22 protein-coding genes, 1 other RNA gene and 2 pseudogenes are annotated in these 23,172 nt (G+C 58.8%); 16 read left to right on the top strand and 9 right to left on the bottom strand.

The annotated features are described in order from the left end of the window. Window positions 1-35 precede the first annotated feature (35 nt). The 3 genes from PMI35_RS22160 to PMI35_RS22170 are packed head-to-tail and all read right to left on the bottom strand — an operon-like array spanning window position 36 to window position 2,188. Window positions 36-350 carry an RnfH family protein gene (locus PMI35_RS22160; RefSeq protein ID WP_032831475.1) on the bottom strand — a complete coding sequence of 105 codons (315 nt, stop codon included), beginning with the start codon at window positions 348-350 and terminating at the stop codon, window positions 36-38. Continuing rightward, the gene (locus PMI35_RS22165; protein ID WP_008057384.1) at window positions 343-777 is read right to left on the bottom strand and encodes a type II toxin-antitoxin system RatA family toxin; all 435 of its coding nucleotides are present in this window, start codon (window positions 775-777) and stop codon (window positions 343-345) included. Before PMI35_RS22165 ends, PMI35_RS22160 begins: the two co-directional genes overlap by 8 nt. 7 nt (window positions 778-784) lie before the next feature. Beyond that, window positions 785-2,188 (bottom strand): sodium-dependent transporter, encoded by a 1,404-nt coding sequence (locus tag PMI35_RS22170; protein ID WP_008057383.1) that lies wholly within the window; start codon window positions 2,186-2,188, stop codon window positions 785-787. A 118-nt stretch (window positions 2,189-2,306) separates the two neighbouring features. On the opposite strand from PMI35_RS22170, the gene smpB reads away from it, so the two are divergent. Further along, complete coding sequence (smpB, locus tag PMI35_RS22175) at window positions 2,307-2,789, top strand: SsrA-binding protein SmpB (RefSeq protein ID WP_008057382.1); 483 nt, start codon at window positions 2,307-2,309, stop codon at window positions 2,787-2,789. Window positions 2,790-2,840: 51 nt separating this feature from the next. Here the strand turns inward: smpB and PMI35_RS22180 are convergent, their stop codons facing one another. Then, window positions 2,841-3,608 carry an FCD domain-containing protein gene (locus PMI35_RS22180; protein ID WP_008057381.1) on the bottom strand — a complete coding sequence of 256 codons (768 nt, stop codon included), beginning with the start codon at window positions 3,606-3,608 and terminating at the stop codon, window positions 2,841-2,843. Between the two features lie 264 nt (window positions 3,609-3,872). On the opposite strand from PMI35_RS22180, the gene PMI35_RS22185 reads away from it, so the two are divergent. The 8 genes from PMI35_RS22185 to PMI35_RS22215 all read left to right on the top strand — a co-directional run bounded on the left by PMI35_RS22185 (window position 3,873) and on the right by PMI35_RS22215 (window position 13,073). Continuing rightward, on the top strand, window positions 3,873-5,567 hold the full coding sequence (locus PMI35_RS22185) for a lactate permease LctP family transporter (RefSeq protein ID WP_008057380.1): 1,695 nt from the start codon (window positions 3,873-3,875) through the stop codon (window positions 5,565-5,567). A 144-nt stretch (window positions 5,568-5,711) separates the two neighbouring features. Next, entirely contained in the window at window positions 5,712-6,536 is an 825-nt protein-coding gene (locus PMI35_RS22190; protein WP_008057379.1) for a (Fe-S)-binding protein, read from the top strand. Then, on the top strand, window positions 6,533-7,987 hold the full coding sequence (locus tag PMI35_RS22195) for a LutB/LldF family L-lactate oxidation iron-sulfur protein (protein WP_008057378.1): 1,455 nt from the start codon (window positions 6,533-6,535) through the stop codon (window positions 7,985-7,987). Before PMI35_RS22190 ends, PMI35_RS22195 begins: the two co-directional genes overlap by 4 nt. Further along, window positions 7,987-8,658 carry a LutC/YkgG family protein gene (locus PMI35_RS22200; protein WP_008057377.1) on the top strand — a complete coding sequence of 224 codons (672 nt, stop codon included), beginning with the start codon at window positions 7,987-7,989 and terminating at the stop codon, window positions 8,656-8,658. The genes PMI35_RS22195 and PMI35_RS22200 overlap by 1 nt, the downstream gene beginning before the upstream one ends. Next, window positions 8,655-11,465 carry an FAD-binding and (Fe-S)-binding domain-containing protein gene (locus PMI35_RS22205; RefSeq protein WP_008057376.1) on the top strand — a complete coding sequence of 937 codons (2,811 nt, stop codon included), beginning with the start codon at window positions 8,655-8,657 and terminating at the stop codon, window positions 11,463-11,465. Before PMI35_RS22200 ends, PMI35_RS22205 begins: the two co-directional genes overlap by 4 nt. Window positions 11,466-11,652: 187 nt before the next feature. Next, window positions 11,653-11,928: a hypothetical protein gene (locus PMI35_RS22210; RefSeq protein WP_008057375.1), complete on the top strand. Its 276-nt coding sequence runs from the start codon at window positions 11,653-11,655 to the stop codon at window positions 11,926-11,928. A gap of 96 nt (window positions 11,929-12,024) precedes the next feature. Next, window positions 12,025-12,421, top strand: a transfer-messenger RNA (tmRNA) gene (gene ssrA / locus PMI35_RS33420). A 181-nt stretch (window positions 12,422-12,602) separates the two neighbouring features. Continuing rightward, window positions 12,603-13,073, top strand: coding sequence for an isochorismatase family protein (locus tag PMI35_RS22215; protein WP_008057374.1), 471 nt, complete (start codon window positions 12,603-12,605; stop codon window positions 13,071-13,073). A 30-nt stretch (window positions 13,074-13,103) separates the two neighbouring features. Here the strand turns inward: PMI35_RS22215 and PMI35_RS22220 are convergent, their stop codons facing one another. Then, complete coding sequence (locus tag PMI35_RS22220; RefSeq protein WP_008057373.1) at window positions 13,104-13,823, bottom strand: hypothetical protein; 720 nt, start codon at window positions 13,821-13,823, stop codon at window positions 13,104-13,106. A 130-nt stretch (window positions 13,824-13,953) separates the two neighbouring features. Between PMI35_RS22220 and PMI35_RS22225 the strand changes: the two genes are divergently transcribed. After that, entirely contained in the window at window positions 13,954-14,586 is a 633-nt protein-coding gene (locus tag PMI35_RS22225; protein WP_008057371.1) for a hypothetical protein, read from the top strand. Window positions 14,587-14,673: 87 nt separating this feature from the next. Next, window positions 14,674-16,080: a DUF2252 domain-containing protein gene (locus PMI35_RS22230; RefSeq protein WP_008057370.1), complete on the top strand. Its 1,407-nt coding sequence runs from the start codon at window positions 14,674-14,676 to the stop codon at window positions 16,078-16,080. 207 nt (window positions 16,081-16,287) lie between these two features. On the opposite strand, the gene PMI35_RS22235 is transcribed toward PMI35_RS22230, so the two are convergent. After that, entirely contained in the window at window positions 16,288-17,133 is an 846-nt protein-coding gene (locus tag PMI35_RS22235) for a phosphatase PAP2 family protein (RefSeq protein ID WP_008057369.1), read from the bottom strand. A 26-nt stretch (window positions 17,134-17,159) separates the two neighbouring features. Next, on the bottom strand, window positions 17,160-17,831 hold the full coding sequence (locus PMI35_RS22240; protein ID WP_008057368.1) for a histidine phosphatase family protein: 672 nt from the start codon (window positions 17,829-17,831) through the stop codon (window positions 17,160-17,162). A 253-nt stretch (window positions 17,832-18,084) separates the two neighbouring features. Between PMI35_RS22240 and PMI35_RS35845 the strand changes: the two are divergent. Continuing rightward, window positions 18,085-19,146, top strand: a pseudogene (locus PMI35_RS35845) (methyl-accepting chemotaxis protein); the annotation flags it as partial. Then, window positions 19,141-20,004, top strand: coding sequence for a methyl-accepting chemotaxis protein (locus PMI35_RS35840; protein ID WP_443217050.1), 864 nt, complete (start codon window positions 19,141-19,143; stop codon window positions 20,002-20,004). The pseudogene PMI35_RS35845 and the gene PMI35_RS35840, both read left to right, overlap by 6 nt. A 58-nt stretch (window positions 20,005-20,062) precedes the next feature. On the opposite strand, the gene PMI35_RS35235 is transcribed toward PMI35_RS35840, so the two are convergent. Then, window positions 20,063-20,635, bottom strand: coding sequence for a tyrosine-type recombinase/integrase (locus PMI35_RS35235; protein ID WP_238543157.1), 573 nt, complete (start codon window positions 20,633-20,635; stop codon window positions 20,063-20,065). A gap of 6 nt (window positions 20,636-20,641) precedes the next feature. After that, a pseudogene (locus PMI35_RS35835) lies at window positions 20,642-20,842 on the bottom strand (phage integrase); the annotation flags it as partial. Window positions 20,843-20,932: 90 nt separating this feature from the next. Here PMI35_RS35835 and PMI35_RS33770 point away from each other — a divergent pair. The 3 genes from PMI35_RS33770 (at window position 20,933) to PMI35_RS22250 (ending at window position 22,596) form a co-directional block, all read left to right on the top strand. After that, window positions 20,933-21,391, top strand: a complete 459-nt coding sequence (locus PMI35_RS33770; RefSeq protein WP_238543156.1) for a DNA cytosine methyltransferase — start codon at window positions 20,933-20,935, stop codon at window positions 21,389-21,391. A gap of 376 nt (window positions 21,392-21,767) precedes the next feature. After that, complete coding sequence (locus PMI35_RS33765) at window positions 21,768-22,079, top strand: type II toxin-antitoxin system TacA family antitoxin (RefSeq protein WP_081504796.1); 312 nt, start codon at window positions 21,768-21,770, stop codon at window positions 22,077-22,079. Beyond that, complete coding sequence (locus PMI35_RS22250; RefSeq protein ID WP_008057358.1) at window positions 22,051-22,596, top strand: GNAT family N-acetyltransferase; 546 nt, start codon at window positions 22,051-22,053, stop codon at window positions 22,594-22,596. Before PMI35_RS33765 ends, PMI35_RS22250 begins: the two co-directional genes overlap by 29 nt. Window positions 22,597-23,172: the final 576 nt, after the last annotated feature.

Here is a 23,172-nt window from a genome sequence, read left to right as displayed (position 1 = left end):
GGCCGGGTTTTTTAATGCCTGGCTTTTTTCCGGGCTCACTGATTCCGCGCTTTGGCCTCGGCGGCCTTTGCCGCACGCAGTCGACGCACCTCTTTCGGATCCGCCAACAATGGCCGGTAAATCTCGATGCGATCGCCCGGTTCAACCAGACGACTTTCGGGATCGACGACCACCTTGCCGAAGATCCCCACCGGACACTGTGACAGGTCCAGCTCCGGAAAAACCTGACCCATTCCAGACTTCAGCAACGCCGCGCGAACAGTGATTCCAGCCGGCACTCTCACCATCAGGAGTTCCTGACGATCAACGGCGGCATAGACCACCTCGATCTCTATCATTGTCTCAACCATGCATTTGCTTGGCGCGCTGGCAGAACGCGTCCACCAGCGTATTGGCCGCCTGATTGAACAACGGCCCCAAGGTCGCGCGAATGATCGGGCCGGCGTAATCGAACGACAGGTCCAGGCTGATCTTGCAGGCCTTCTCACCCAACGGCTTGAACACCCACACGCCATGCAACTGAGTGAACGGCCCCTCTTCGAGGTTCATTTCGATCGACTGACCGGGCACCAAGGTGTTGCGCGTCACGAAATGCTGGCTGAGCCCACCCTTGGCCACGCCAACGCTCGCACGCATATGATCGTCAGAGCTTTCCAGGACTTCAGCCGATGAGCACCAAGGCAGGAATTCCGGATAACGCGCCACGTCGTTGACCAGGTCATACAGCGCCTGCGCGGGGTACGGCAGCAAGGCCGAACGTGAAATGTGTGTCGTCATGTCGGCATCACTTCCAGAGCTGGGCGGCAAACACTATGAGAATGCCGATAGGCGCCACATAGCGCATCAAGAACAAGGACAGGGTGAACAACGCAGGATTACGGATCGACAATTCGTCGCGCACCGCTTCCCGGCCCATCACCCAGCCTGCAAACACCACGAAACACAAACCACCGAGTGGCAACATGATTCGCGAGGTGAAGAAATCGATCACACCAAAGAAGTCCAGACCGCCCGCTGCACCCCATTGATAGAGGTGAAACAGCCCGTCTTCGTTCACGAAAAACTTGGCCTGCTTCCAGATATTGAAGGAAAACACAGTGCCCAGCCCGACAAACCAGCAGCTGAAAGCCAGCCAGAAGGTGACCCAGGCTCGACTGATTTTCGAGCGCTCGACCAGGTAAGCCACCATGGGTTCGAGCAAGGAAATGGCCGAACTCCAGGCTGCAATCGCGACCAACACGAAGAACACTACGCCCATCAACTGGCCAAACGCTACGTTACCGAAGGCAAATGGCAGGCTGACAAACATCAGGCCAGGACCTTCGCTCGGGTTCAGACCGCCGGCAAACACAATCGGAAACAATGCCAGACCCGCCACCAGGGACACAAAGGTATCCAGCAGCGCAACACCAACGATGGTTCCTGAAATCGACGAATGCTTGGGCATGTAGGCGCCGTAGATCATGATCGAACCGACCCCGACGCTCAACGAAAAGAAGGCGTGCCCCATGGCCGGCAGCAAGCCGTCGAGGACTTTTTCCGGATGGAAGTCGAACATGAAATGTACGCCTTCCATGAAATGCCCGGTGGTCATGCTGTAGCCCAGCAGGACAAGCACCATCACGAACAGCAACGGCATCATGATGCGCAGGCTGCGCTCAAGCCCCGCGACCACGCCCTTGGCGATCACCACGGCAGACAGAAGCATGAAAATCGTGTGCCAAAGTGTCAGGCGCCATGGATCGGCGATCACCTTGCCAAAGTACGCACCCACCTGATCGGGCGTCGCTCCCTGGAAGTCGCCGCGCCCCATGTCGATGATGTAATCCAGCGACCAGCCGCCGACCACACTGTAGAAAGACAGGATCAGCAGCGCCGTGATCATCCCGGCAAAAGCCCCCCAAGACCATTTGCCCGAATACCCAGCTTCCAGCGCCAGCACCTTCAAGGCATTGGCCGGGCTTTGCCGGGCACGCCGGCCGATCAGGGTTTCGGCGAGCATGACCGGCACACCGATCAACGCGATACAGGCCAGGAACATCAGCACGAAGGCGCCGCCGCCGTAGACGCCAACCATGTAGGGGAATTTCCAGATACTACCCAGGCCCACGGCCGAACCGGTCGCGGCGAGTATGAAGACCCAGCGGCTAGCCCAACTGCCGTGGACAGAAACCTTGTCTGTCGACATCGATATTACGACCAAGCGTTCAAAAAAGAGGCCGCATTGTCCGGGATTCAATCAACCTGCTCAAGCATGTAGCAATCCCGTAGCCGACTCGCGCGCAACTCCCTATAATGCCGCCCCTATGGCTAAACAGAAGAAACACCCAACAGGGACCATCGCGCAAAATAAAAAGGCGCGACACGATTACTTCATCGAGCATCGGTTCGAGGCTGGTCTGGTCCTGGCCGGCTGGGAAGTAAAAAGTCTGCGGGCAAGCAAGTTGCAACTGGTTGACAGTTACGTACTGCTCAAGGATGGCGAAGCCTGGCTGCTTGGCAGCCACATCACGCCCCTGACGACTGCCAGCACCCACGTCATCGCCGATCCGGTGCGCACGCGAAAGTTGCTGCTCAACCGGCGGGAGCTGGAAAAGCTCGCCGCTGCCGTGCAGCAAAAAGGCTACGCCTGCGTGTGCCTGTCCTGGTACTGGAGCAAGCACATGGTCAAGTGCGAAATTGCCCTGGGCAAGGGCAAGAAGGAATACGACAAGCGTGATACCGAGCGCGAACGCGACGCCGGCCGCGAGTTGCAGCGCGCGGTGCGCAACAAGGGCAAGGAAGATTAAATTCTTGCCCTGATCGTTCCCACGCTCTGCGTGGGAACGATCACCAACTGACTACATCCCTTTGCGCCGCTCCGCCCGAGCCACGCGCTGCACTTCCTGACGCACCTCCTCCAGCACTTCCTGCACATACAGGATGTGGCGACTGGAGACTTCTCGCGCCTGTTCCGCACGGCCTTCGACAATCGCCTGATACAACTCCCGGTGCTGCGTAATCAGCATGTCGCGGGTCTCGGTGCGCTGCTTGTACATGCCGCCGATGTTCGTGACCACGTTGCGCTTGAGCAGGTCGAACAACCCACGAATGGTGTGCAGCAGCACCGCGTTATGACTGGCTTCGGCGATCGCCAGATGGAAATTTGCATCCGCCGCACCCTCTTCCGCCCGACTGACTTCATCGTGACGCGAATAACAGTCCAGCAATTGATTGAACGCCGCGGTCAATCGCTCACGGTCAACGTCGGTGGCGCGTAATGCGGCGTAATAGGCGCAGGACGCTTCCAACGTGTGGCGAAACTCCAACAGGTCGCGCTGCGCTTCGGGATTGTTTTCCAGCAGATGCAACAGTGGATCGCTGAACGTCGTGCCCAGGGACTCCACCACGTAATTGCCGCCACCCTGACGACTGACCAGCAGCCCCCTGGCGGTCAGTTTCTGAATAGCTTCCCGCAACGAAGGACGAGAAACGCCAAATTGTTCGGCCAGCGTGCGTTCCGCCGGCAAGCGCTCACCCGCTTTCAGCGTGCCCTCGAGAATCATGCCCTCGAGCTGCTCGACAATATCGTCAGACAAACGGCGCTGCCGAATCTGATCAAACCCCATAACTCGATTTCTCCACCATCCCGACGGTGCGCCGGGGCTCTATTCTGGCCTATCCATACGACGCAGGCACCTGCCACACGACCATTACCCGGACAGGCCAGATCCTCTGCAAAACCCTGCCTACGACAAAAGTTTTAGGACGGCAAATTGACACACCACCTACAAGGCTTTTACCCTAGCCAACAGCGATTGTAAATTGGTATTACCAATTAACCAAGAACGCTGATCAGTGCATTGACCAACAACAATTAGGGGCCACCCCATATGCAAACCTGGCAACAGCTCTACAGCCCGCTCGGCAGCCTCGGCCTGTCCGCACTCGCAGCCGTCATTCCTATCGTGTTCTTCTTCCTGGCCCTGGCCGTGTTCCGCCTCAAAGGACACGTGGCCGGCAGCATCACCCTGGCCTTGTCGATCCTGGTGGCAATCCTTGCGTTCAAGATGCCGGTCGACATGGCGTTCGCCGCCGCCGGATATGGCTTTGCCTATGGCCTGTGGCCGATCGCCTGGATCATCGTGGCGGCGGTATTCCTCTACAAATTGACGGTCAAGAGTGGCCAGTTCGAAGTGATCCGCAGCTCGGTGCTGTCCATCACCGACGACCAGCGTCTGCAAGTGTTGCTGATCGGTTTCTGCTTCGGCGCGTTCCTCGAAGGCGCGGCCGGTTTCGGCGCACCGGTGGCGATTACCGCCGCGCTGCTGGTAGGGCTGGGCTTTAACCCGCTGTACGCCGCAGGCCTGTGCCTGATCGCGAACACCGCGCCGGTCGCCTTCGGTGCCCTGGGTATTCCGATCATCGTCGCCGGGCAAGTGACCGGCATCGACGCCTTCAAGATCGGCGCCATGACCGGTCGCCAACTGCCGCTGCTGTCGCTGTTCGTGCCGTTCTGGCTGGTGTTCATGATGGATGGCCTGCGCGGCGTGCGGGAAACCTGGCCTGCTGCACTGGTCGCCGGCTTGAGCTTCGCCGTGACCCAGTACTTCACCTCCAACTTCATCGGCCCGGAACTGCCAGACATCACGTCGGCCCTCGCCAGCCTGATTTCCCTGACCCTGTTCCTGAAGGTCTGGCAGCCAAAACGCGCCGCCGGCCAACACATCGTCGGCGCCGTCTCGGCTTCCGTGGTCAGCGCCAGCGTGGGTGGTTTCGGCCAGAAGCGCACCACCGTGGCTTCGCCTTACAGCCTCGGGGAGATTTTCAAGGCTTGGTCGCCGTTCCTGATCCTGACCGTGCTGGTGACCATCTGGACACTCAAGCCGTTCAAGGCGATGTTTGCCGCTGGCGGCTCGATGTACAGCTTCGTGTTCAACTTCGCCATCCCGCATCTGGATCAGATGGTGATCAAGGTGGCACCGATCGTGGCCGCGCCGACTGCCCTCCCGGCGGTGTTCAAGCTTGACCCGATTTCCGCCACCGGCACCGCGATTTTCTTCTCGGCGCTGATCTCGATGCTGGTCCTGAAGATCAACTTCCAAACTGGTCTTACCACTTTGAAAGAGACCTTCTACGAGCTGCGCTGGCCGATCCTGTCCATCGGCATGGTGCTGGCCTTCGCGTTCGTCACCAACTACTCGGGCATGTCGTCGACCATGGCCCTGGTCCTGGCCGGCACAGGTGCGGCGTTTCCGTTCTTCTCGCCATTCCTCGGCTGGCTGGGCGTGTTCCTGACCGGTTCCGATACTTCGTCCAACGCGCTGTTCAGTTCGTTGCAGGCGACAACCGCCCACCAGATCGGCGTCAACGACACCTTGCTGGTGGCGGCGAACACCAGTGGCGGCGTGACCGGCAAGATGATCTCGCCACAATCGATCGCCGTGGCCTGCGCGGCAACTGGCCTGGTGGGCAAGGAATCGGACCTGTTCCGCTTCACCCTCAAGCACAGCCTGTTCTTTGCAACGATTGTCGGCCTGATCACTTTGGCCCAGGCCTACTGGTTCACCGGCATGCTGGTGCACTAAGCACTACAAGCGACATGGAAAAACCGACGCCGGGCCACGCCCCGGCGTCAGCTGTTCACTACCCGGTCTGTAAGGCTGCTGAAAGAATCTCTCTTTATATTCAGCAGCCTCGACGGATGGCTAACCCGCCGAGAGAAACGCCTCATGAGCGAGCTTTTTTACAACGCTGTGCCGAATGCGACCCGTGTCGCCCCGCCACTGCCCGAGCCTCGGCAATACCCCAGCGAGAAACCGCAACGGGTGTACCTGTTCGGGACCTGCGTAGTGGATCTGTTCTACCCGCAAGCCGGAATGGACGCGATCCACCTGCTGGAGCGCGAAGGCATTCGTGTCGAGTACCCGCAAGGGCAAAGCTGCTGCGGTCAACCGGCCTATACCTCGGGCTACACCGAGCAGGCCAGGACCGTCGCGCGCTCGCAACTGGCGCTGTTCTCCGGTGATTATCCGGTGGTGGTGCCTTCGGGTTCCTGCGCGGGCATGTTGCGCGAACACTATGCCGACTTGTTCAAGGATGAGCCGGACACGTTGCAACAAGTCCAGGCCCTGGCGGCCAGGACCTATGAGCTGGCCGAGTTTCTGCTGTTTGTCTGCAAGGTGCAGTTCAAGGACAGCGGCACGCCGGTGAAGGTAGCGTTGCACACGTCGTGTTCGGCACGCCGTGAAATGAACACCCACCTGCACGGCCGCGAGCTGTTGTCGCAACTGGGCAACGTGGAACGGGTGGAGCACAGTCACGAAAGCGAATGCTGTGGCTTCGGTGGGACTTTCAGCGTCCGTATGCCAGACATTTCCGGTGCGATGGTGGCTGACAAGACCCGCTCATTGAAGGAATCCGGCGCGCACCAGGTACTCAGTGCCGACTGCGGTTGCCTGATGAATATCAATGGCTCGCTGGAGAAACAGAAGGAAGCGCTGCGCGGTCAACACCTGGCCAGCTTTCTCTGGCAGCGTACCGGGGGTGCCCAATGAGTGCCGCCGAGATTATTCCTACGGTCGCCGTAGAAGAAGACTTCCGCACCCGGGCTCACGAAGCCTTGGGTGATTCGCAATTGCGAGGCAACTTTCGCAAGGCGATGGATTCACTGATGACCAAACGGGCATCGGCTTTCAGCGATGCCCATGAAAGAGAACATCTGCGAGCGCTGGGCAATGCTGTCCGCGCCCGTGCGTTATCGAAGTTGCCCGAGTTGCTCGAGCAACTTGAACAGAACCTGACCCGCAACGGTGTGACAGTGCACTGGGCGGAAACGGTGGACGAAGCCAATGGCATCGTCCTCTCGATCATCCGCGCTCACGAGGGGCGGCAAGTGATCAAGGGTAAATCGATGGTCAGCGAAGAGATGGAGATGAACCATGTCCTCGCTGAACAGGGCATTGAATGCCTGGAATCGGACATGGGCGAGTACATCGTCCAGCTCGACCACGAGAAGCCTTCACATATAATCATGCCGGCGATCCACAAGAATGCCGGTCAGGTCGCGTCCTTGTTCCACGACAAACTGGGTGTGGAATACACCAAGGACGTTGACCAACTCATTCAGATCGGTCGCAGGGTCCTGCGGCAGAAATTCTTCGAAGCGGACATCGGCGTCTCCGGCGTCAACTTCGCCGTGGCCGAAACCGGCACCCTGCTGCTGGTGGAAAACGAAGGCAACGGCCGCATGACGACCACTGTGCCACCGGTGCACATCGCTGTCACCGGCATCGAGAAAGTCGTGGAGAACCTGCGCGACGTGGTGCCGCTGCTGTCGTTGCTGACCCGCTCGGCCTTGGGCATCCCGATCACCACCTACGTCAACATGATCTCCGGCCCGCGCAAGGAGCATGAGCTCGACGGCCCCCAGGAAGTGCATCTGGTTCTGCTCGATAATGGTCGCAGCCAGGCGTTTGCCGACAGCGAATTGCGCCAGACCCTGAACTGCATCCGCTGCGGCGCCTGCATGAATCATTGCCCGGTCTACACCCGAATCGGCGGTCATGCCTACGGCGAGGTCTACCCTGGCCCTATCGGCAAAATCATCACCCCGCACATGGTTGGCCTGGCAAAAGTCCCGGACCACCCGAGCGCCTCTTCGTTGTGCGGTGCCTGCGGTGAAGTGTGCCCGGTAAAAATCCCGATCCCGGCTTTGCTGCGCCGTTTGCGCGAAGAGAACGTCAAGGCGCCGGACAGCCCGGATAAAGTGATGCGTGGCCAGGGTAGCAAGTACTCGCGCAAGGAACGGTTCATCTGGAACGCCTGGGCCAGACTCAACAGTTCACCGACGCTGTATCGCCTGTTCGGCTTGGCCGCTACCCGCCTGCGCGCCCTTACACCGAGCAATGTCGGCCCCTGGACGCAAAACCACAGTGCGCCGAAACCCGCCGCCCGCTCACTGCATGACATGGCCCGCGAGCATCTGGCCAAACAGGGAGATCGTTGATGAGCGCCAAGCAAAATATCCTCGCCAAGCTGCGCAAAAGCCTGACAGGCACCACCCCGGTGGCTGACAACTTCGACGTCGAGCTGGTGACGAAGCCCTACACCTACGCGCCAGATCAACGCATCCCGCAACTGCGCAAACTGATGGAAGCCGTGCACACGGAAATCCACCTGACTTGCGGTGAACACTGGCCGGCCTTGCTGGCAACACTGCTGCAAGATCGCCAGTTGCCCAGCCTGTTGATCGCCCCGACTACGCCGCACGGGCAACGTGTCACGCAGCACTGGGCGAAAAATCCCGGCCTGCCGGCGCTCAAGGCCTACGACCGCCCGGTTGAAGAATGGAAAGCAGAACTGTTCAACGACACACCGGCGAGCCTGACCACCACCCTTGGCGCCATCGCCGCCACGGGCAGCCTGATCATCTGGCCGACACGGGAAGAACCGCGTCTCATGAGCCTGGCGCCGCCGGTGCATTTCGCCCTGCTCAAGGCCAGTGAAATCCGCGATAACTTCTATCAGGTACAACAGGAATTCGAATGGGCCCAGGGCATGCCGACCAATGCCTTGCTGGTTTCCGGCCCGTCGAAAACCGCTGACATCGAACAAGTCCTGGCCTACGGCGCCCACGGCCCGAAAGACCTGGTGGTGTTGATCCTGGAGGACCAATGAGTCTACCGGCCGCTTTCCTGCGCGATGCGCAGCAACTGATTCCCCGGGAACGGCGTTTCGACGATCCGCTGTCGACGCTGGCCTTCGGCACCGATGCCAGTTTCTATCGCCTGATTCCGCAACTGGTGATTCGCGTCGAGTCCGAAGATGAAGTGGTGGCGCTGCTGCAACTGGCGCAGCGCGATCAGGTTCCCGTGACCTTCCGCGCCGCCGGCACCAGCCTGTCCGGGCAAGCCATCAGCGATTCGGTGCTGATCGTGCTGGGGGATAACTGGAACGGTCGCGAGATCCGTGGCCAGGGCACACAAATCCGCCTGCAACCGGGGGTGATCGGCGCGCAGGCCAACGCCTGGCTGGCACCGTTCGGGCGCAAGATCGGCCCGGACCCAGCGTCGATCAACGCCTGTAAAATCGGCGGCATCGTCGCCAACAATGCCAGCGGCATGTGCTGCGGCACGGCGCAAAACACCTACCACACCCTGGCGGGCATCCGTCTGGTGCTGGCCGACGGCAGCCGTCTCGATACCGAAGACGCCGCCAGTGTCGCGGCGTTTCGGGCCAGTCATGGCGACCTGCTGGAGCGTCTTGCAACCCTGGGCCGCGAGACCCGCGCCAATGCCGAACTGGCCGCGAAAATTCGCCACAAGTATCGACTGAAAAACACCACGGGCCTGTCACTCAACGCCCTGGTGGATTACGACGAGCCTGTGGATATCTTGAGCCACTTGCTGGTGGGCTCCGAAGGCACTCTGGGCTTCATCAGCGCGGTGACCTACGACACGGTGATCGATCACCCGAACAAGGCCTCGGCACTGATCGTATTCCCGGACGTGGAAACCTGCTGCAACGCCGTCACCGTGCTCAAAAGCCAACCGGTGTCAGCGGTAGAACTGCTGGACCGCCGCAGCCTGCGCTCGGTGCAGAACAAGCCCGGCATGCCCGCTTTCGTACAACACCTGTCGAACAATGCCTGCGCCCTGCTGATCGAATCCCGCGCGGCATCCACCTCTTTGTTGCACGAACAACTGGCGCAGATCATGGCGTCACTGTCCGCGTTCCCGGTAGAGAAACAAGTCGATTTCACCGAAGTCCCGCTGGAAAACGCCCGGCTCTGGGCGATCCGCAAGGACACCTTCCCCGCCGTCGGCGCGGTGCGTAAAACCGGAACCACGGTGATCATCGAGGACGTGACCTTCCCGGTGGAACAACTGGCCATCGGTGTGAACCGGCTGATCGAGCTGTTCGACAAACATCACTACGACGAAGCGATCCTTTTCGGGCATGCACTGGAAGGCAATCTCCACTTCGTCTTCACCCAAGGCTTCAACAACCCGCAAGAAGTCGCACGCTACCAGGCGTTCATGGACGACGTGGCGCAACTGGTGGCGGTCGAGTTCGGCGGCTCGCTCAAGGCCGAGCACGGCACCGGGCGCAACATGGCACCCTTCGTCGAACTGGAATGGGGCAGCGACGCCTACCAGTTGATGTGGCAGCTCAAGCGCCTGCTCGACCCCAACGGCATTCTCAATCCGGACGTGGTGCTCAGCGAAGACCCACAGATCCACCTCAAGCACCTGAAACCGCTGCCGGCCGCCGACGAGATTGTGGATAAGTGCATCGAATGCGGCTTCTGCGAACCGGTCTGCCCTTCCAAAGGCCTGACCTTGAGCCCGCGCCAGCGCATCGTGATCTGGCGAGACATCCAGGCGAAGAAACGCGCCGGGATCGATACCCGTGAACTCGAGGCGGCCTATGAGTACCAGGGCATCGATACCTGTGCCGCCACGGGTCTTTGTGCGCAACGTTGCCCTGTAGGAATCAACACCGGCGAGCTGGTGAAAAAGCTTCGTGGGCTGCACGCCACCCATAGGAAAACAGCCACCTGGCTTGAAGGCAATTTCGCCACGGCGCTGCAAGGTGCTCGTTTCACCCTGCACGTGGCCAACGGTGCGCGGATGTTGCTGGGTGCGCCGCGCCTGGCAAAGTTATCGGCAACTCTGACCCGCTTGTCCAAAGGCCAGGTCCCGCAATGGACCAACGCCATGCCGCAGCCGGAAAAAGCCATTCGCTTCAGCCCATCGGTGACCGACGAACGACCGCGCGTGGTGTACCTGGCAGCCTGCGTTTCACGGGCCATGGGCCCGGCGGCGGGCGACAAGGAACAAATGTCGCTGTACGACAAAACCCGCGGCCTTCTGGAAAAAGCCGGTTATCAGGTGGTCTTCCCCGACAACCTGGACAACCTCTGCTGCGGCCAGCCGTTCGCTTCCAAGGGTTATGCCGAACAAGCCGAACACAAGCGCCAGGAGTTGATCGGCGCCCTGCTCCACGCCAGCCGTGGCGGGCTCGACCCGATCTATTGCGACACCAGCCCCTGCACGTTGCGCCTGACCCAGGACCTGGGCGATGTGCGCCTGGACCTGTACGACCCGGTACGTTTCATTCGCACACACTTGATGGATCGACTGGACTTCACCCCGCAGGAAGCGCCCATCGCGGTGCATGTCACCTGCAGCACCCAGCACCTGGGCGAAAGCCAGGCGCTTATCGATCTGGCGCGCAAATGCAGCAAAAATGTGGTCATCCCCGAGGGCATTCACTGCTGCGGGTTTGCCGGTGACAAGGGCTTCACCACCCCCGAGCTGAACGCACATTCCCTGCGCACCTTGAAGGATGCGGTGCAGTATTGCAGCGAAGGCATTTCCACCAGCCGCACCTGTGAGATCGGCTTGAGCCAGCATGGCGGGATCGATTATCACGGGCTGGTCTACCTGGTAGACCGCGTGACGCAAGCACGCCCGGCTTGAGGATGACGCAATGAAAAGGGGTGTTTTCGCCCCTTTTTGCATTCTTACCCACTTCCAGCAAAAGAAAACCGAATTCCTGCGCGCAGCTATAGTCATTTAGCTAAGCCCTGTGAAAAGGCTTATAACCCCCTCGGCCAGCAGCCCCATCGACCGGCAGCACCGAGCCCTCATGCGCAAGGAGATACCCATGAAGCACTCTGCAATGGCTGGATTGTTTATCACTGCGGCACTGCTGGCATCGCCTGTATTCGCGGCAGACAAGGATCTTTGTGACGCACAAGTTCAAAAACTGGACGACGCAATCACCACCGCACCCGCCGTATCCGAGAACTCCATGGATAACGCGAAAACCGCGCTGGCCGATGCGAAAAAGGCTCAGGCATCCGGTAACGACAAGGACTGCATCGAGATCTCCGGTCAGATGCTAGAGAAAATTCAGCAGCGCAGCCCTACCAAAAAGTGAACACAGGCAAGGCCAACCTTCGGGTTGGCCTTCCGCGCCTCATTGGCGTACACTGTACTGGCTTGTTGCTCAACGAGGTTTTCGGGCAATGAGTTCGGGGCCGTTTAGGATTCGACGCCGGTTGCGAAACTTTAGGTGCATGCCGAGTTGGTAACAGAACTCGTAAATCCACTGTTGCAACTACTTATAGTTGCCAATGACGATAACTACGGCCAGGAATTCGCTCTCGCTGCGTAAGCAGCCTTAGCCCTGAGCTTCTGGTACCTTCGGGTCCAGCAATCACCAGGGGATGTCTGTAAACCCAAAGTGATTGTCATATAGAACAGAATCGCCGTGCAGTACGTTGTGGACGAAGCGGCTAAAACTTACACAACTCGCCCAAAGCACCCTGCCCGTCGGGTCGCTGAGGGTTAACTTAATAGACACGGCTACGCATGTAGTACCGACAGCGGAGTACTGGCGGACGGGGGTTCAAATCCCCCCGGCTCCACCAAATACGAAGCAAGACAAAACCCGCCCAGCGCGGGTTTTGTTGCATCTGGAGTTCGATAATTTAAAGCTCACGCGCTCTCTCTAGGAGCGGGCTTGCCCGCGAAGGGGCCAGCCAGACCACCGCAAAACACCCGCGGCCACATCAGCTACCGTCGCAACGCCCCCCCCCCTCGGAGAAGCCCATGCGCCAAGCCCTCCTGATCATCGACGTGCAACCCAGCTTCACCCCACCCCAATGGCTCATCGACGGCATCCGCCCATTGCTCGGCACCCTGCCAAGCGTCGCCACCGTCGAACGCCACGATGAATCCAGAACGCCCTTCCAGAAACAACTCGGCTGGCACCCTGCTCCAGACGACGACAGCCTGATCGAGGCCGACCGCATCTTCATCAAGCACGGCTACGCACCGTCGCCGGAAACCATCGAGTATTTGCTAAGCCTGAAAGTGGAGCGGGTACTGGTGTGCGGCCTGCAAACCGAAACCTGCTGCCTGGCGGCCGGGTTCGCGCTATTCGATGCGGGGTTGCAACCGACGCTGATCACGGATCTGACGGTGGGGTCATCGCTGGATCGCACGGGAGCATTGGGGGTGAGGCTTTGGGAGCATCATTTCAAGCACACGGTGACGTTGGACACTATGCAACAAGATTAGGGATCACGCCCAAATCCCGCGCTCTACCCCTCAACTCAAACGAAACTCGCTCAAGTCAATCGACACCATCACCCTCTCCCGCACCGGATGCCGATCCTCGCCCCGCAGGTAGGCTCTACGCCGGGAAGGAAAACGAAAGCCCTGGGCTTCAACGTACTCGCTCACGTACTGGGCAGCTGCAAAGCCGCCGGCCACGTCGACGTGATAGTCGTGTCGACGCAACAGGCCGTCGTCACCGAAGTAAAAATCCTGCAACCGGCTGTGGCTGGCGATGTGTTCCGGGAACTCGACCCGCAGACCGCGCCACGCCTCGGGGCCTTCCTGCCAAGGAGTGATTTCAGTGACGCTGAACCCCGGCATCGCCATGAAAAACGGCGTCGTCAGATAGGTCCACATGGCGTATCCGCTGAAGTACGCGCGGTGCAACGGGTCCCAGGGGGTATCCATGACATGCCCGGCGAATGATTCTCGTGGGTTCGCTCGCTCGCGCACGATTTCGCCATCGGTGGTTTCGATGGCGATGTAGTCGCCGCGGAATACCGTGCGCCAGTGCGGGTTGCCGAACGGCGTCACGCTGGCGCTTTGCTGGTGCAGGCTGACGGTCATCTCACGGGACATCGTGTCTTGCACCACGCCCTTGATTGCCCATAATTCCCCGCCCGTGACGATGGTGGCGTTGAGCGTGGTGAACCTGTTCCAGCGCTCCAGGCCGCCATGGGCGTCGAGTACTTTTTTCAGCAAATCGTTCATGGGGTCTGCCCCCCCTTTCAATGCTGGCCAGAATCAAAGAATAGGCCACTGGACGGTCGTGAGCGGTGCGAACTGGCAAGCGCAACTATGCTCATCCCTCCACTGAAGCGAGGCATTCAGGACGCAGAACATGAACATCCGGATTCTGGCCCTGCTGACGGCGATGGTCGCCCTGCCGGCACAGGCCGCCAGCGCAGTCGCCCCTAAGGTCGAGCATGTCTCTTTCAACAACGGCGTTGATACCTATGCCGGTAATGGCACGCAGCCTTTCGACCAGACGCTCGAACTGCAGGGAATTACTTTTCATGTGACGCAAGCGTCAGTCGATGGCAGCCGGGTAATGCGCATCGATCCCCAAGGGCTGGAAATAGATAATTCAGCCATGACTCATCCCTTGGCCAGCGACATCTCCAGGGCAGAAGTTGCAGACATTGATCGGGACGGCTCACCGGAAATCTACGTGTTCGTCAGGTCACCAGGGCTCGGATTGCCCGGCGAACTTGTTGCCTACTCCGCCAACCGGAAAAAATCCCTCAGCGCGATCTATCTGCCTCCGGTCAGCGAAGATCCGAAGATCGCCGAGGGGTACCGGGGCGAGGACGAGTTTGCCGTGGTGGAAAACACATTGGTGCAGCGGTTTGTGCTGTATGACAGCGCGGACGCCTCGGCGGGTCGGACCGGGAAGATGCGCGAGATCCAATACCGGTTGATGCCTGGGGAGGCGGGGTGGATCTTGCGCCGGCAGAAGGTGACGGAGTATTGAGGATGATGGGTGTAACACCGGCTTCGCCCCCAAACCCCTTCTACACTCAATCGCACACCTTCTCCCGCCCCCACCGAAAGAGTCCACATGACTGCACTCAAAGATCGCCTCAAGCAAGGCAAGGAAGCCCGCAAGAAGTGTCCGCGCAATCAGCAAGCTTCAATGGGCAAAGCCAGGCGCGATCCTGTTCCGCTGATCAAGGCGTCGAGTGAGGGTCGCATCCGATCGCTGGTCGAATTGCGGTATGGGCGCATGCTGGAATCGCCTTTCAGCTTCTTTCGCGGCAATGCGTTGCTGCAGGCGCACGACCTGGCGGGGACCCCGGGCATGGGGTTGGTTGCGCCGATCTGTGGCGACTGTCACCTGATGAATTTTGGCGGCTTTGCCACCCCCGAGCGCAATCTGCTGTTCAGCGTCAACGATTTCGACGAGGTGCATCCCGGTCCCTGGGAATGGGACTTGAAACGGCTGGTGGCCAGTTTCCTGGTGGCCACCCGTGACTTGCGCCATGGCAGCTCGGTGGAAGATACGGTCTGCCACCAACTGGTGGACGCTTATCAGCAAACGATGCTCGAATGCGCCGAACAAAGCGCGATGGACACCTGGTATGAGTCCATCACTTATGACGACTTACGTGCACAGGCGAGCAAAAAAAACCTGGAGCATGTGCAACGGGCAATGGAGAAAGCCGAACGTCGTACCCATGCGCAGCTGCTGCCGAAAATCAGCGAGCGCGACAAACAGGGCCGCCTGATCATTCGCGACGACCTGCCGGAAATTTTCCACCTGCACAACCACACCACCTTGCTGGATGCCGACGATGACTGGCTGCGCCTTTCGGACTGGCGACCGCTGTATGACACCTTCCTGCGCGACTACCGAGGCACGCTGCAAACCGACCGTCGCGAGCTGCTGTCGCGCTTTGAGGTGCAGGACATGGCGTTCAAGGTGGCGGGTGTCGGCAGCGTCGGTAAGCGTTGCCTGGTGGCGCTGCTGACCGACGAGCAGGAATTCCCGTTGTTCCTGCAATTCAAGGAAGCACGACGCTCAGTGCTCGCCGGCTTCGTGAAGACCAAGTCACGGGCCCGGCATGAGGGGCAGCGCGTGGTTGACGGCCAACGCCTGATGCAATCAGCCAGCGATTTGTTCCTTGGTTGGACCACCGGCCCCAGCGGGCGTCACTTCCATGTGCGGCAGTTGCGCGATATGAAGATCTCGGCCGAACTCGAGACCTTCGACGGGGAAGCGTTCGCAGCCTACGCACGGATTTGTGGCCGCGCCCTGGCCCGCGCGCACGCCAAGTCTTCAGGACACGCCGCGTACATCAGCGGCTACATCGGCAAGAGCCAGGCACTGGCCGATGCCCTCTATCAGTATGCCCAAGGCTACGCCAAACAGAACGAGCGCGACTTCGAACACTTCCAGCAAGCGTGTCGCAAGGGAAAATTGCACGCGCGCTCGGAAGCGGATTTTGCAGCGGATCATCTGCCTTAGGCGCGGTGGAGTGCGCCTCGGGAACGACATGAACTTTTCTTCACCCCGCGTTCAGGCCACTCGCTGTACATTTGTCTCGCTCATTCAAGAAACTACGGTTTGCCCGCCCTCCCGCGGGCTTTTTTTTGTCTGGCGAAAAGTCCTGCCCCGGGACAGACCCCTGGGCAAAATCCCTGGCGGAGCTGGCTGTGAACCGGGCACTGGATACTATTGATCCGCAGGAGCAAGTCCGACAGGTTGAGCCACCAATGCCGGTTTTTCAGCCTTGCGCAGCACCGGCATCTCCAACCGCGCTCGCCCATAAAACGCCAGCGCCGTCAGCAAACAGGCCAGCCACACGAAGATCCCGGCCCAGAAGGTGTGGGACATGTAGTGCCAGCCCTGCACCACCCGCGTCGTGCCATACACGAACCCCAGGGCCAGCGAGCCGTACATGAGCGCCTTGGAATAGCGCCAGCGATAACGGCGTGCAACAAAATACAACGCGAGCATGGTGAAACCGCCGGAGGCATGCCCGCCTGGCCAGCAGCGCCCATCACCCGCGACCTTCAACAGGTCGAAATTCTCGTACCACTCCTTGTGCTCGATCTTCCCGCCGTACTGGGTCGTCTCGACCGGGCAATACACGCTGGTATGGCCCTTGAGGTAATGAATCACGCCGGTGCTGATGGAGAACGCAAACACCACGTAGAGGAAATCCCGACGATGCCTGGTGGCAAAACGCAGTACCGGCGCGACTTTGATCTTCTCCAGGAAGGCGATGATTTTCGCGTGTTTTTCGACCTTCAAACGCGGCCAGAGAAACGACAGCAAGGCACCGATGATGGCGATTTCGCCGGTCCAGTTCGGAATGATCCGCGCCCATTTATGGGTGATTTTTTCGAACAGGTGCACATGGTCCAGCGGGAACGTCTGCGTCACCGGGTCAAAAAAAAGATCGTTGAAGGCGATGTCGATCCGGGTCAGGTCGAACATCAGGAACACCACGACCGCGCAGGCCAGTGGGATACCGAAGTTCAGCCAGTAAAAACGGGAACGGGAAGCCGTCTGCATGGTGCGTCCTGATTCAGAGAGTGAATTCATTCGGTGGTCACCGATTGCCAGTCCGAGGCTTCGATGAAACCGAGGATGCGTGGCGCTTGCTGCGCTTGGGCGGTGACGAAAAGCGCGGAGCCATAGCCAAGGGTCGAAGTCGGCAACTTGAGATCCTTTTGCAATTGCGCCATGCATTCGCTGTGCGTCACCAGGATCAGGTTGCGCCCGGCAACCTTGTGCACCAGGGCGTCGCGCAACATCGTGCCTTTGCAGTTGATCAGCCAGTCGTCGCCGGTGCCGACCTTGTTGAACATGTAGCTGCTCGTCTGTGCCGTACGCACCATCGGGCTGTTGTAGATGTCGGCGCGACCCAGCCCCAGCTGCTCGAACCGTGCACCGACGGCCACCGCAACGCTGCGCGAGCGATCGGTAATGCCGTCGTTGCCACTCAGGCAGGGCGCGCTGGAGTGATCGCAACGCTCGACATGGCGCACCAGCACGATCATGTCGCCCTTGGCCCAACCCGCCAACAGCGCCCGCGCGCCCTGCACATTGCCATGGGCCAGGTCCGGCACGGCGGCGGGCCGTAACAGCAATACCGTCAAGGGGATCGCCAGCAGCGTCGAGGCCAGCACCACGAACACATTGCGATAACGGGCAAAACGGCCCAGGTCGATCGAGCGGTTTATTCCGAACAGACTCAGTCTCAGTTCCACATCAAGCCGCCTCGCAGCCCTTCATTAGATGCCGTGAGGGTAGGGAGGTGGGCGTCGGCTACCAGTGAAACCGATGTGAAAAAAAGCTTAAGTCTGCGGCAAAAAACTTGTTACAGGGTTCGTCCGACAAAAACCTTTCAGCTCTCGCGATTGCTGCCGATACAAACCTGCAACCCACCCTTGCTGGCGCCTAAAAACAACAATCTTCCAGCCAACCGACGATCAAGAAACACACGTTCCTGGAGGAATTTTGATGAATAGCTGGTTCGGCAACATCAGCGTGAACATGAAACTGGGCTTGGGCTTCGGCCTGGTCCTGGCCCTGACCTGCATCCTCGCCCTGACCGGCTGGACCAGCCTGGGCAGTCTGATCGACCGCAGCAACTGGATGAGCGACATCACCCAGCTCAACGCCGGCCTGACCAAGCTGCGCGTGGTGCGCCTGCAGTACATGCTGACCAACGGCGACGAAGCCACCGCGCAGAATGTCCAGACCACGCTGCAGGCCTTTTCCGATCAGCAACAAGCCTTGCTGGCCAAGTTCAAGAGCCCGGAAAACCTCAAGCTGCTCAAAGAGCAAGGCACCGTCATCGACGCCTACAAGACGTCCCTGGCCAAGATGCGTGGCGCCTACCGCACCGGCAACAGCGCCCGCGACGTCATGGGCGCCAACGCCGAAACGGCCAGCACGCTGATCGACGATCTGAACAGCCGCGTGCAACAACTGCCACCGAGCGATCATCGCTTCGAACAGTTCCAGGCCATCACCGCCGCCAAGCAAGCGTTCTTGCTGGCCCGCTACGAAGTGCGTGGCTACACCGCGACCACCAATGCCGAAACCGAGCAAAAAGCCGTCGCCCAACTGGACGCCGCCATAGCCAGCCTGAAACAGCTCAATGTCCACCTCACCGACATCCAGCCCGACGCCCTGCGTCAACTGGAGACCGCGTTGGGCAACTACCGCAGCGCCTTGCAGGCCTACAAAGCCGCGAACAGCGATGCCGTGCAGGCGCGCAAGGAAATGACCGACCAGGGCGCGGCCATCGTGAGCCTGAGCGAGCAGCTGTATCAGATCCAGCTCGACCGTCGTGACGCCGAAAGCGCCCAGGCGCGTACCCTGCAACTGATCAGCACCCTGCTGGCATTATTGGTGGGCATTATTGCCGCCGTCCTCATTACCCGGCAGATCACCGGTCCCTTGCGCGAGACCCTGGCCGTGGTCGATCGCATCGCCAGCGGCGACCTGTCCCAGGACGTCCAGGTGACACGCCGCGATGAGCTGGGTGTATTGCAACAAGGCATTGCGCGCATGGGCGTGACCCTGCGCGACCTGATCAGCGGTATCCGCGACGGCGTCACCCAGATCGCCAGCGCGGCCGAAGAACTGTCGGCCGTGACCGAGCAGACCAGTGCCGGGGTCAACAGCCAGAAAGTCGAGACTGACCAGGTCGCCACCGCCATGCACGAGATGACCGCCACTGTGCAGGAAGTCGCGCGCAATGCCGAACAAGCCTCCCAGGCCGCCGCCGCGGCGGATGGTGAAGCACGTGAAGGCGACAAGGTGGTCGGTGAAGCCATCACCCAGATCGAACGCCTGGCCACCGAGGTGGCGCGCTCCACCGAAGCCATGGGCCTGCTGCAACAGGAAAGCGACAAGATCGGCAGCGTCATGGACGTGATCAAGGCCGTAGCCGAACAGACCAACCTGCTGGCACTCAACGCTGCCATTGAAGCGGCACGCGCCGGGGAAGCCGGCCGCGGTTTTGCCGTGGTGGCCGACGAAGTGCGGGGCCTGGCCCAACGCACACAGAAATCCACCGAGGAAATCGAAGGCCTGGTGGCCGCCCTGCAAAACGGCACCCAGCAAGTGGCGACTGTGATGAACAACAGCCGCACCCTGACCGACAGCAGCGTGGCCCTGACCCGCAAGGCCGGCGCCTCACTGGAAAACATCACCCGCACGGTGTCCAACATCCAGTCGATGAACCAGCAAATCGCGGCCGCTGCCGAACAGCAAAGCGCGGTGGCCGAAGAGATCAGCCGCAGCATCATCAACGTGCGTGATGTATCGGAACAGACCGCTGCGGCCAGCGATGAGACCGCTAAATCCAGTGTTGAACTGGCGCGGTTGGGGAATCAGTTGCAGATGATGGTGAGTCACTTCAGGGTGTAGACAGCAACGTCGATTGAATCACGTTGAAGCCCTTATAAATAAAGGGCTTCAGCGATTCTCACACAACCGGCTGCTGGTTTTCTTCAGGCTTCACGACCACAAAATGTCCACACTCTTCAGCGATAGGGTTCAGATAAACGACTTCGGCAAGGTGCCCAGGGCTGAAATGAGCGTAACGCATCGTCATTTCCAGGGATGCATGGCCTAACACTCGCTGTAGAGTCAGGATATCGCCACCGTTCATCATGTAATGGGTCGCGAACGTATGGCGCAGAACATGGGTCATCTGCCCCTTCGGCAACTTCAACTCCAACTCGGCAATTGCCCGGGCAAAAAATTTCCACGTCGTTTTGTAGTCAGACTTGAACGGCAGGGCTCCATTCAAACGCTCCTCAAGCCCAGGCAATATAGGCACAGTTCGATTTTTGGCTGACTTCGTGCGTGCGAAACATATACATCCATCACGAACCTGGCTGGGGGTAAGACCTGCCGCTTCCGCCCGCCGGGCACCTGTGGCCAAACAAACCCGAGCAACAACCACCACGTCCGACAGGCAATGATCGAGTTTGGCCAGCAATGGAAAAATCTGTTCGGTAGCGAGATACGCCATCTCAGTCTGGTCAAACTTCAAGCCCCTTACATTGGAAAGCGGGTTACCTCCGGACCACTCCCCTAGACGTTCAAGCTCGTTGAATACGAAACTTAAATACCTCAGTTCATGATTGGCCGTATTCGCGGAAATCGGCCGTGTGGTCCCATCTTTTTTCGGTGGAAGGCCAAATGATTGAGAGCATTGGAGGTCGTTGGGACAGGTGAATTGCTCTCCCTTTGACCGCAAATTGCGTCGTATACCATTCTTGGTTGAGCGCTGCCAATTTCGCTGGCAGCTACAGGTAGCAACGAATCCGTGAGGACGGTTGCTCCAATCATGGGGATTGATACCCGCGGGCTGCGCGGCGCACGCAGCGGCCTGTTCTGGGAAGTCATACGAATCCTCAAAGAAATTCAACCTCGCTGGGTGGTCCTTGAGAACGTCGTTAACCTGCTCGCTGTCAACGATAGCCGTGACTTTGAAACAGTCATCCGGGCCCTTGCGGACTGCGGGTATGTGGGATTCTGGCGAGTTCTTAATGCTCAATATTTCGGAGTCCCCCAGCAACGTCGCCGAGTACTCCTGGTCGCAGGTTATCGACGAATGCCCCCCTTCGAGTTCCTGGCTGACGCCGCGCCAGTGGACGCAATACCTCCAGCGTCTCGCTCGATCCAGTGGCCACGCCCTGCGGATGCCTGGGCTGCCAATAATCTATTGGCAAACAAAGCCGGATCTCATATCACTATGGGCTCTACCAATTCGTCGCTCACCTGCACGGATGGATCAGATGGCTGAACGGCGGCGAGCGTCTGAAGATGATGGGTTTTGCCTGGGACTGGATGCGGCCAACCTTGCGGAGGCTTTCGCTGCCTGAAACGCCATTGTTACGCAGGTGGCGGAGTGGGTTGGGCGGAAGTTGATCGACACGATCTGAATCGCGCGCCGTACGGACGATACCCGTACGGCGCTTGACAAGCCACCTTGCGTACGGGTACCATCCGTACAGATAGCAAGAAACTAAGATCAAACGAACGCACGAGAAATAGATTCCACATCAATGAGAGGGGTATGCATGGCGATCAAAAGGCCCAACCGGGCCATAAATAGAAAGTGAGAATCAACTAAAATTAAAAGGAAATAAACCTGCAAGAAAACCAACGGTGCTAACCAAATGACTACTTTAGAAGAAACACTTAAATCTACGAAAAGCGCACGACTTGAAATTAAAACAACTGACTTCGCCAAGGAACTTATAAAAAGAGCCGCAACACTTCAAGGATTAGACATGACGTCTTTTATAATTGCATCAGCCTTTGAAAAAGCAGAAGCAGTTATAGAAAGCCACAAAAGAATTGAAGCTTCAGAACGAGCATTTGCTCGTATACAAAAGATCCTCCTAGAGGATGAAACCGCTGCGCCTTCAGAAGCGCTGCTTAGACTAATGAGAGGGAAACATGAAAACCGAAGAGACGCCAACATGTGAAATTGACCGCAACCTGCTTGTCAATTGCGACAAATACAAGTACCTCAAAACATTTAGTTGCGGGGTTAGCGTAATCGATTCGTACTATAAGAGCAGCCTCAAGCGTGCTCTGAAACACGAGAACGTCAGTGCCATTGGTGCCATCAACCCTGCTTTGGAAGTCGTAGGGTTCTGCACACTGACCGTGTCTGATATCGAAAGGGCACTGGCTCAGAACGGCATTGATGACACCAATCTGCCTTTGCGTATCCCCGTTATACGGTTGGTGATGATCGGGGTTGACGGGAAGTATCAGGGTTGGGGCATAGGCCAAAAACTCCTGATGGAAGCGTTCAAGCAAGCGGCTCGGGTTCACCAGGAAATCCCGATCAAGGGGATCTACTTGGATGCTGCCCCCAATGCCGTCTTATTTTATGAGGAGCTTGGGTTTAAGATCATTGACGAGTCTGATGCGAAGCAAAGCACGCCAATGCTGATCGGAATCAAAGTGATCCTGAAGGCTATTGCAGCCTCGTAGCATCAACACATGATTCGCCTGCACAGATAAGCGCAGGCTTGCCTATGTCGCTATCAATGTAACTCTGTCGGCCAGAATTCCATTGATAGCGAAGCCAAGCAATATCTTCTGTGTGACCTTTCATATCGAGAGGTCACTCAGTCTTATCTGGATTCCATGCGCAATGCAGAGTCCGGGACTGCTCCACTTCACCGATCTCTTTATAAGCACAAGTTATGGGCAATTTCCAAGATGTGAAGTGATCAAAGATCGAACCTACGCATTATCATCAGACTTCCATCGAAAAAACGTTCCACAGCTCACGGGCAGTTTCAATAGCGGTGAGCCTCTGTACACTGCAAACTCTCCGCTGGCACCCGTTCTTTCTAGCCAAGCGCCGATCAACCGATAGGTTTCGTCGTAGCGAGCCATGGCCTCACTGACCGAATCAACGCGCATTTCGTAGCGCCAATTCACTTCGAAGGATAGTAAGCGCTCCATGAACCCCACATTCAAAGTCACCACTTGATCCCAGACGCGGTGCCCCATATTTCTCTACCTGTGGCACATAAATAGCTCACCTACCATTTTGCTGGC

This window comes from Pseudomonas sp. GM78 (assembly GCF_000282475.1).
Taxonomy (GTDB): Bacteria; Pseudomonadota; Gammaproteobacteria; order Pseudomonadales; family Pseudomonadaceae; genus Aquipseudomonas.
The sequence above is the reverse complement of the archived record's forward strand: the minus strand, read 5'-3'. Positions and strand labels throughout refer to the sequence as shown.

Coding starts and splice junctions, on each gene's coding strand:
- PMI35_RS22160 (WP_032831475.1), bottom strand. CDS start 350: ATGGTTGAGACAATGATAGAGATCGAGGTGGTCTATGCCGCCGTTGAT.
- PMI35_RS22165 (WP_008057384.1), bottom strand. CDS start 777: ATGACGACACACATTTCACGTTCGGCCTTGCTGCCGTACCCCGCGCAG.
- PMI35_RS22170 (WP_008057383.1), bottom strand. CDS start 2,188: ATGTCGACAGACAAGGTTTCTGTCCACGGCAGTTGGGCTAGCCGCTGG.
- smpB (WP_008057382.1), top strand. CDS start 2,307: ATGGCTAAACAGAAGAAACACCCAACAGGGACCATCGCGCAAAATAAA.
- PMI35_RS22180 (WP_008057381.1), bottom strand. CDS start 3,608: ATGGGGTTTGATCAGATTCGGCAGCGCCGTTTGTCTGACGATATTGTC.
- PMI35_RS22185 (WP_008057380.1), top strand. CDS start 3,873: ATGCAAACCTGGCAACAGCTCTACAGCCCGCTCGGCAGCCTCGGCCTG.
- PMI35_RS22190 (WP_008057379.1), top strand. CDS start 5,712: ATGAGCGAGCTTTTTTACAACGCTGTGCCGAATGCGACCCGTGTCGCC.
- PMI35_RS22195 (WP_008057378.1), top strand. CDS start 6,533: ATGAGTGCCGCCGAGATTATTCCTACGGTCGCCGTAGAAGAAGACTTC.
- PMI35_RS22200 (WP_008057377.1), top strand. CDS start 7,987: ATGAGCGCCAAGCAAAATATCCTCGCCAAGCTGCGCAAAAGCCTGACA.
- PMI35_RS22205 (WP_008057376.1), top strand. CDS start 8,655: ATGAGTCTACCGGCCGCTTTCCTGCGCGATGCGCAGCAACTGATTCCC.
- PMI35_RS22210 (WP_008057375.1), top strand. CDS start 11,653: ATGAAGCACTCTGCAATGGCTGGATTGTTTATCACTGCGGCACTGCTG.
- PMI35_RS22215 (WP_008057374.1), top strand. CDS start 12,603: ATGCGCCAAGCCCTCCTGATCATCGACGTGCAACCCAGCTTCACCCCA.
- PMI35_RS22220 (WP_008057373.1), bottom strand. CDS start 13,823: ATGAACGATTTGCTGAAAAAAGTACTCGACGCCCATGGCGGCCTGGAG.
- PMI35_RS22225 (WP_008057371.1), top strand. CDS start 13,954: ATGAACATCCGGATTCTGGCCCTGCTGACGGCGATGGTCGCCCTGCCG.
- PMI35_RS22230 (WP_008057370.1), top strand. CDS start 14,674: ATGACTGCACTCAAAGATCGCCTCAAGCAAGGCAAGGAAGCCCGCAAG.
- PMI35_RS22235 (WP_008057369.1), bottom strand. CDS start 17,133: ATGCAGACGGCTTCCCGTTCCCGTTTTTACTGGCTGAACTTCGGTATC.
- PMI35_RS35840 (WP_443217050.1), top strand. CDS start 19,141: ATGGGCGTGACCCTGCGCGACCTGATCAGCGGTATCCGCGACGGCGTC.
- PMI35_RS33770 (WP_238543156.1), top strand. CDS start 20,933: ATGGGGATTGATACCCGCGGGCTGCGCGGCGCACGCAGCGGCCTGTTC.
- PMI35_RS33765 (WP_081504796.1), top strand. CDS start 21,768: ATGACTACTTTAGAAGAAACACTTAAATCTACGAAAAGCGCACGACTT.
- PMI35_RS22250 (WP_008057358.1), top strand. CDS start 22,051: ATGAAAACCGAAGAGACGCCAACATGTGAAATTGACCGCAACCTGCTT.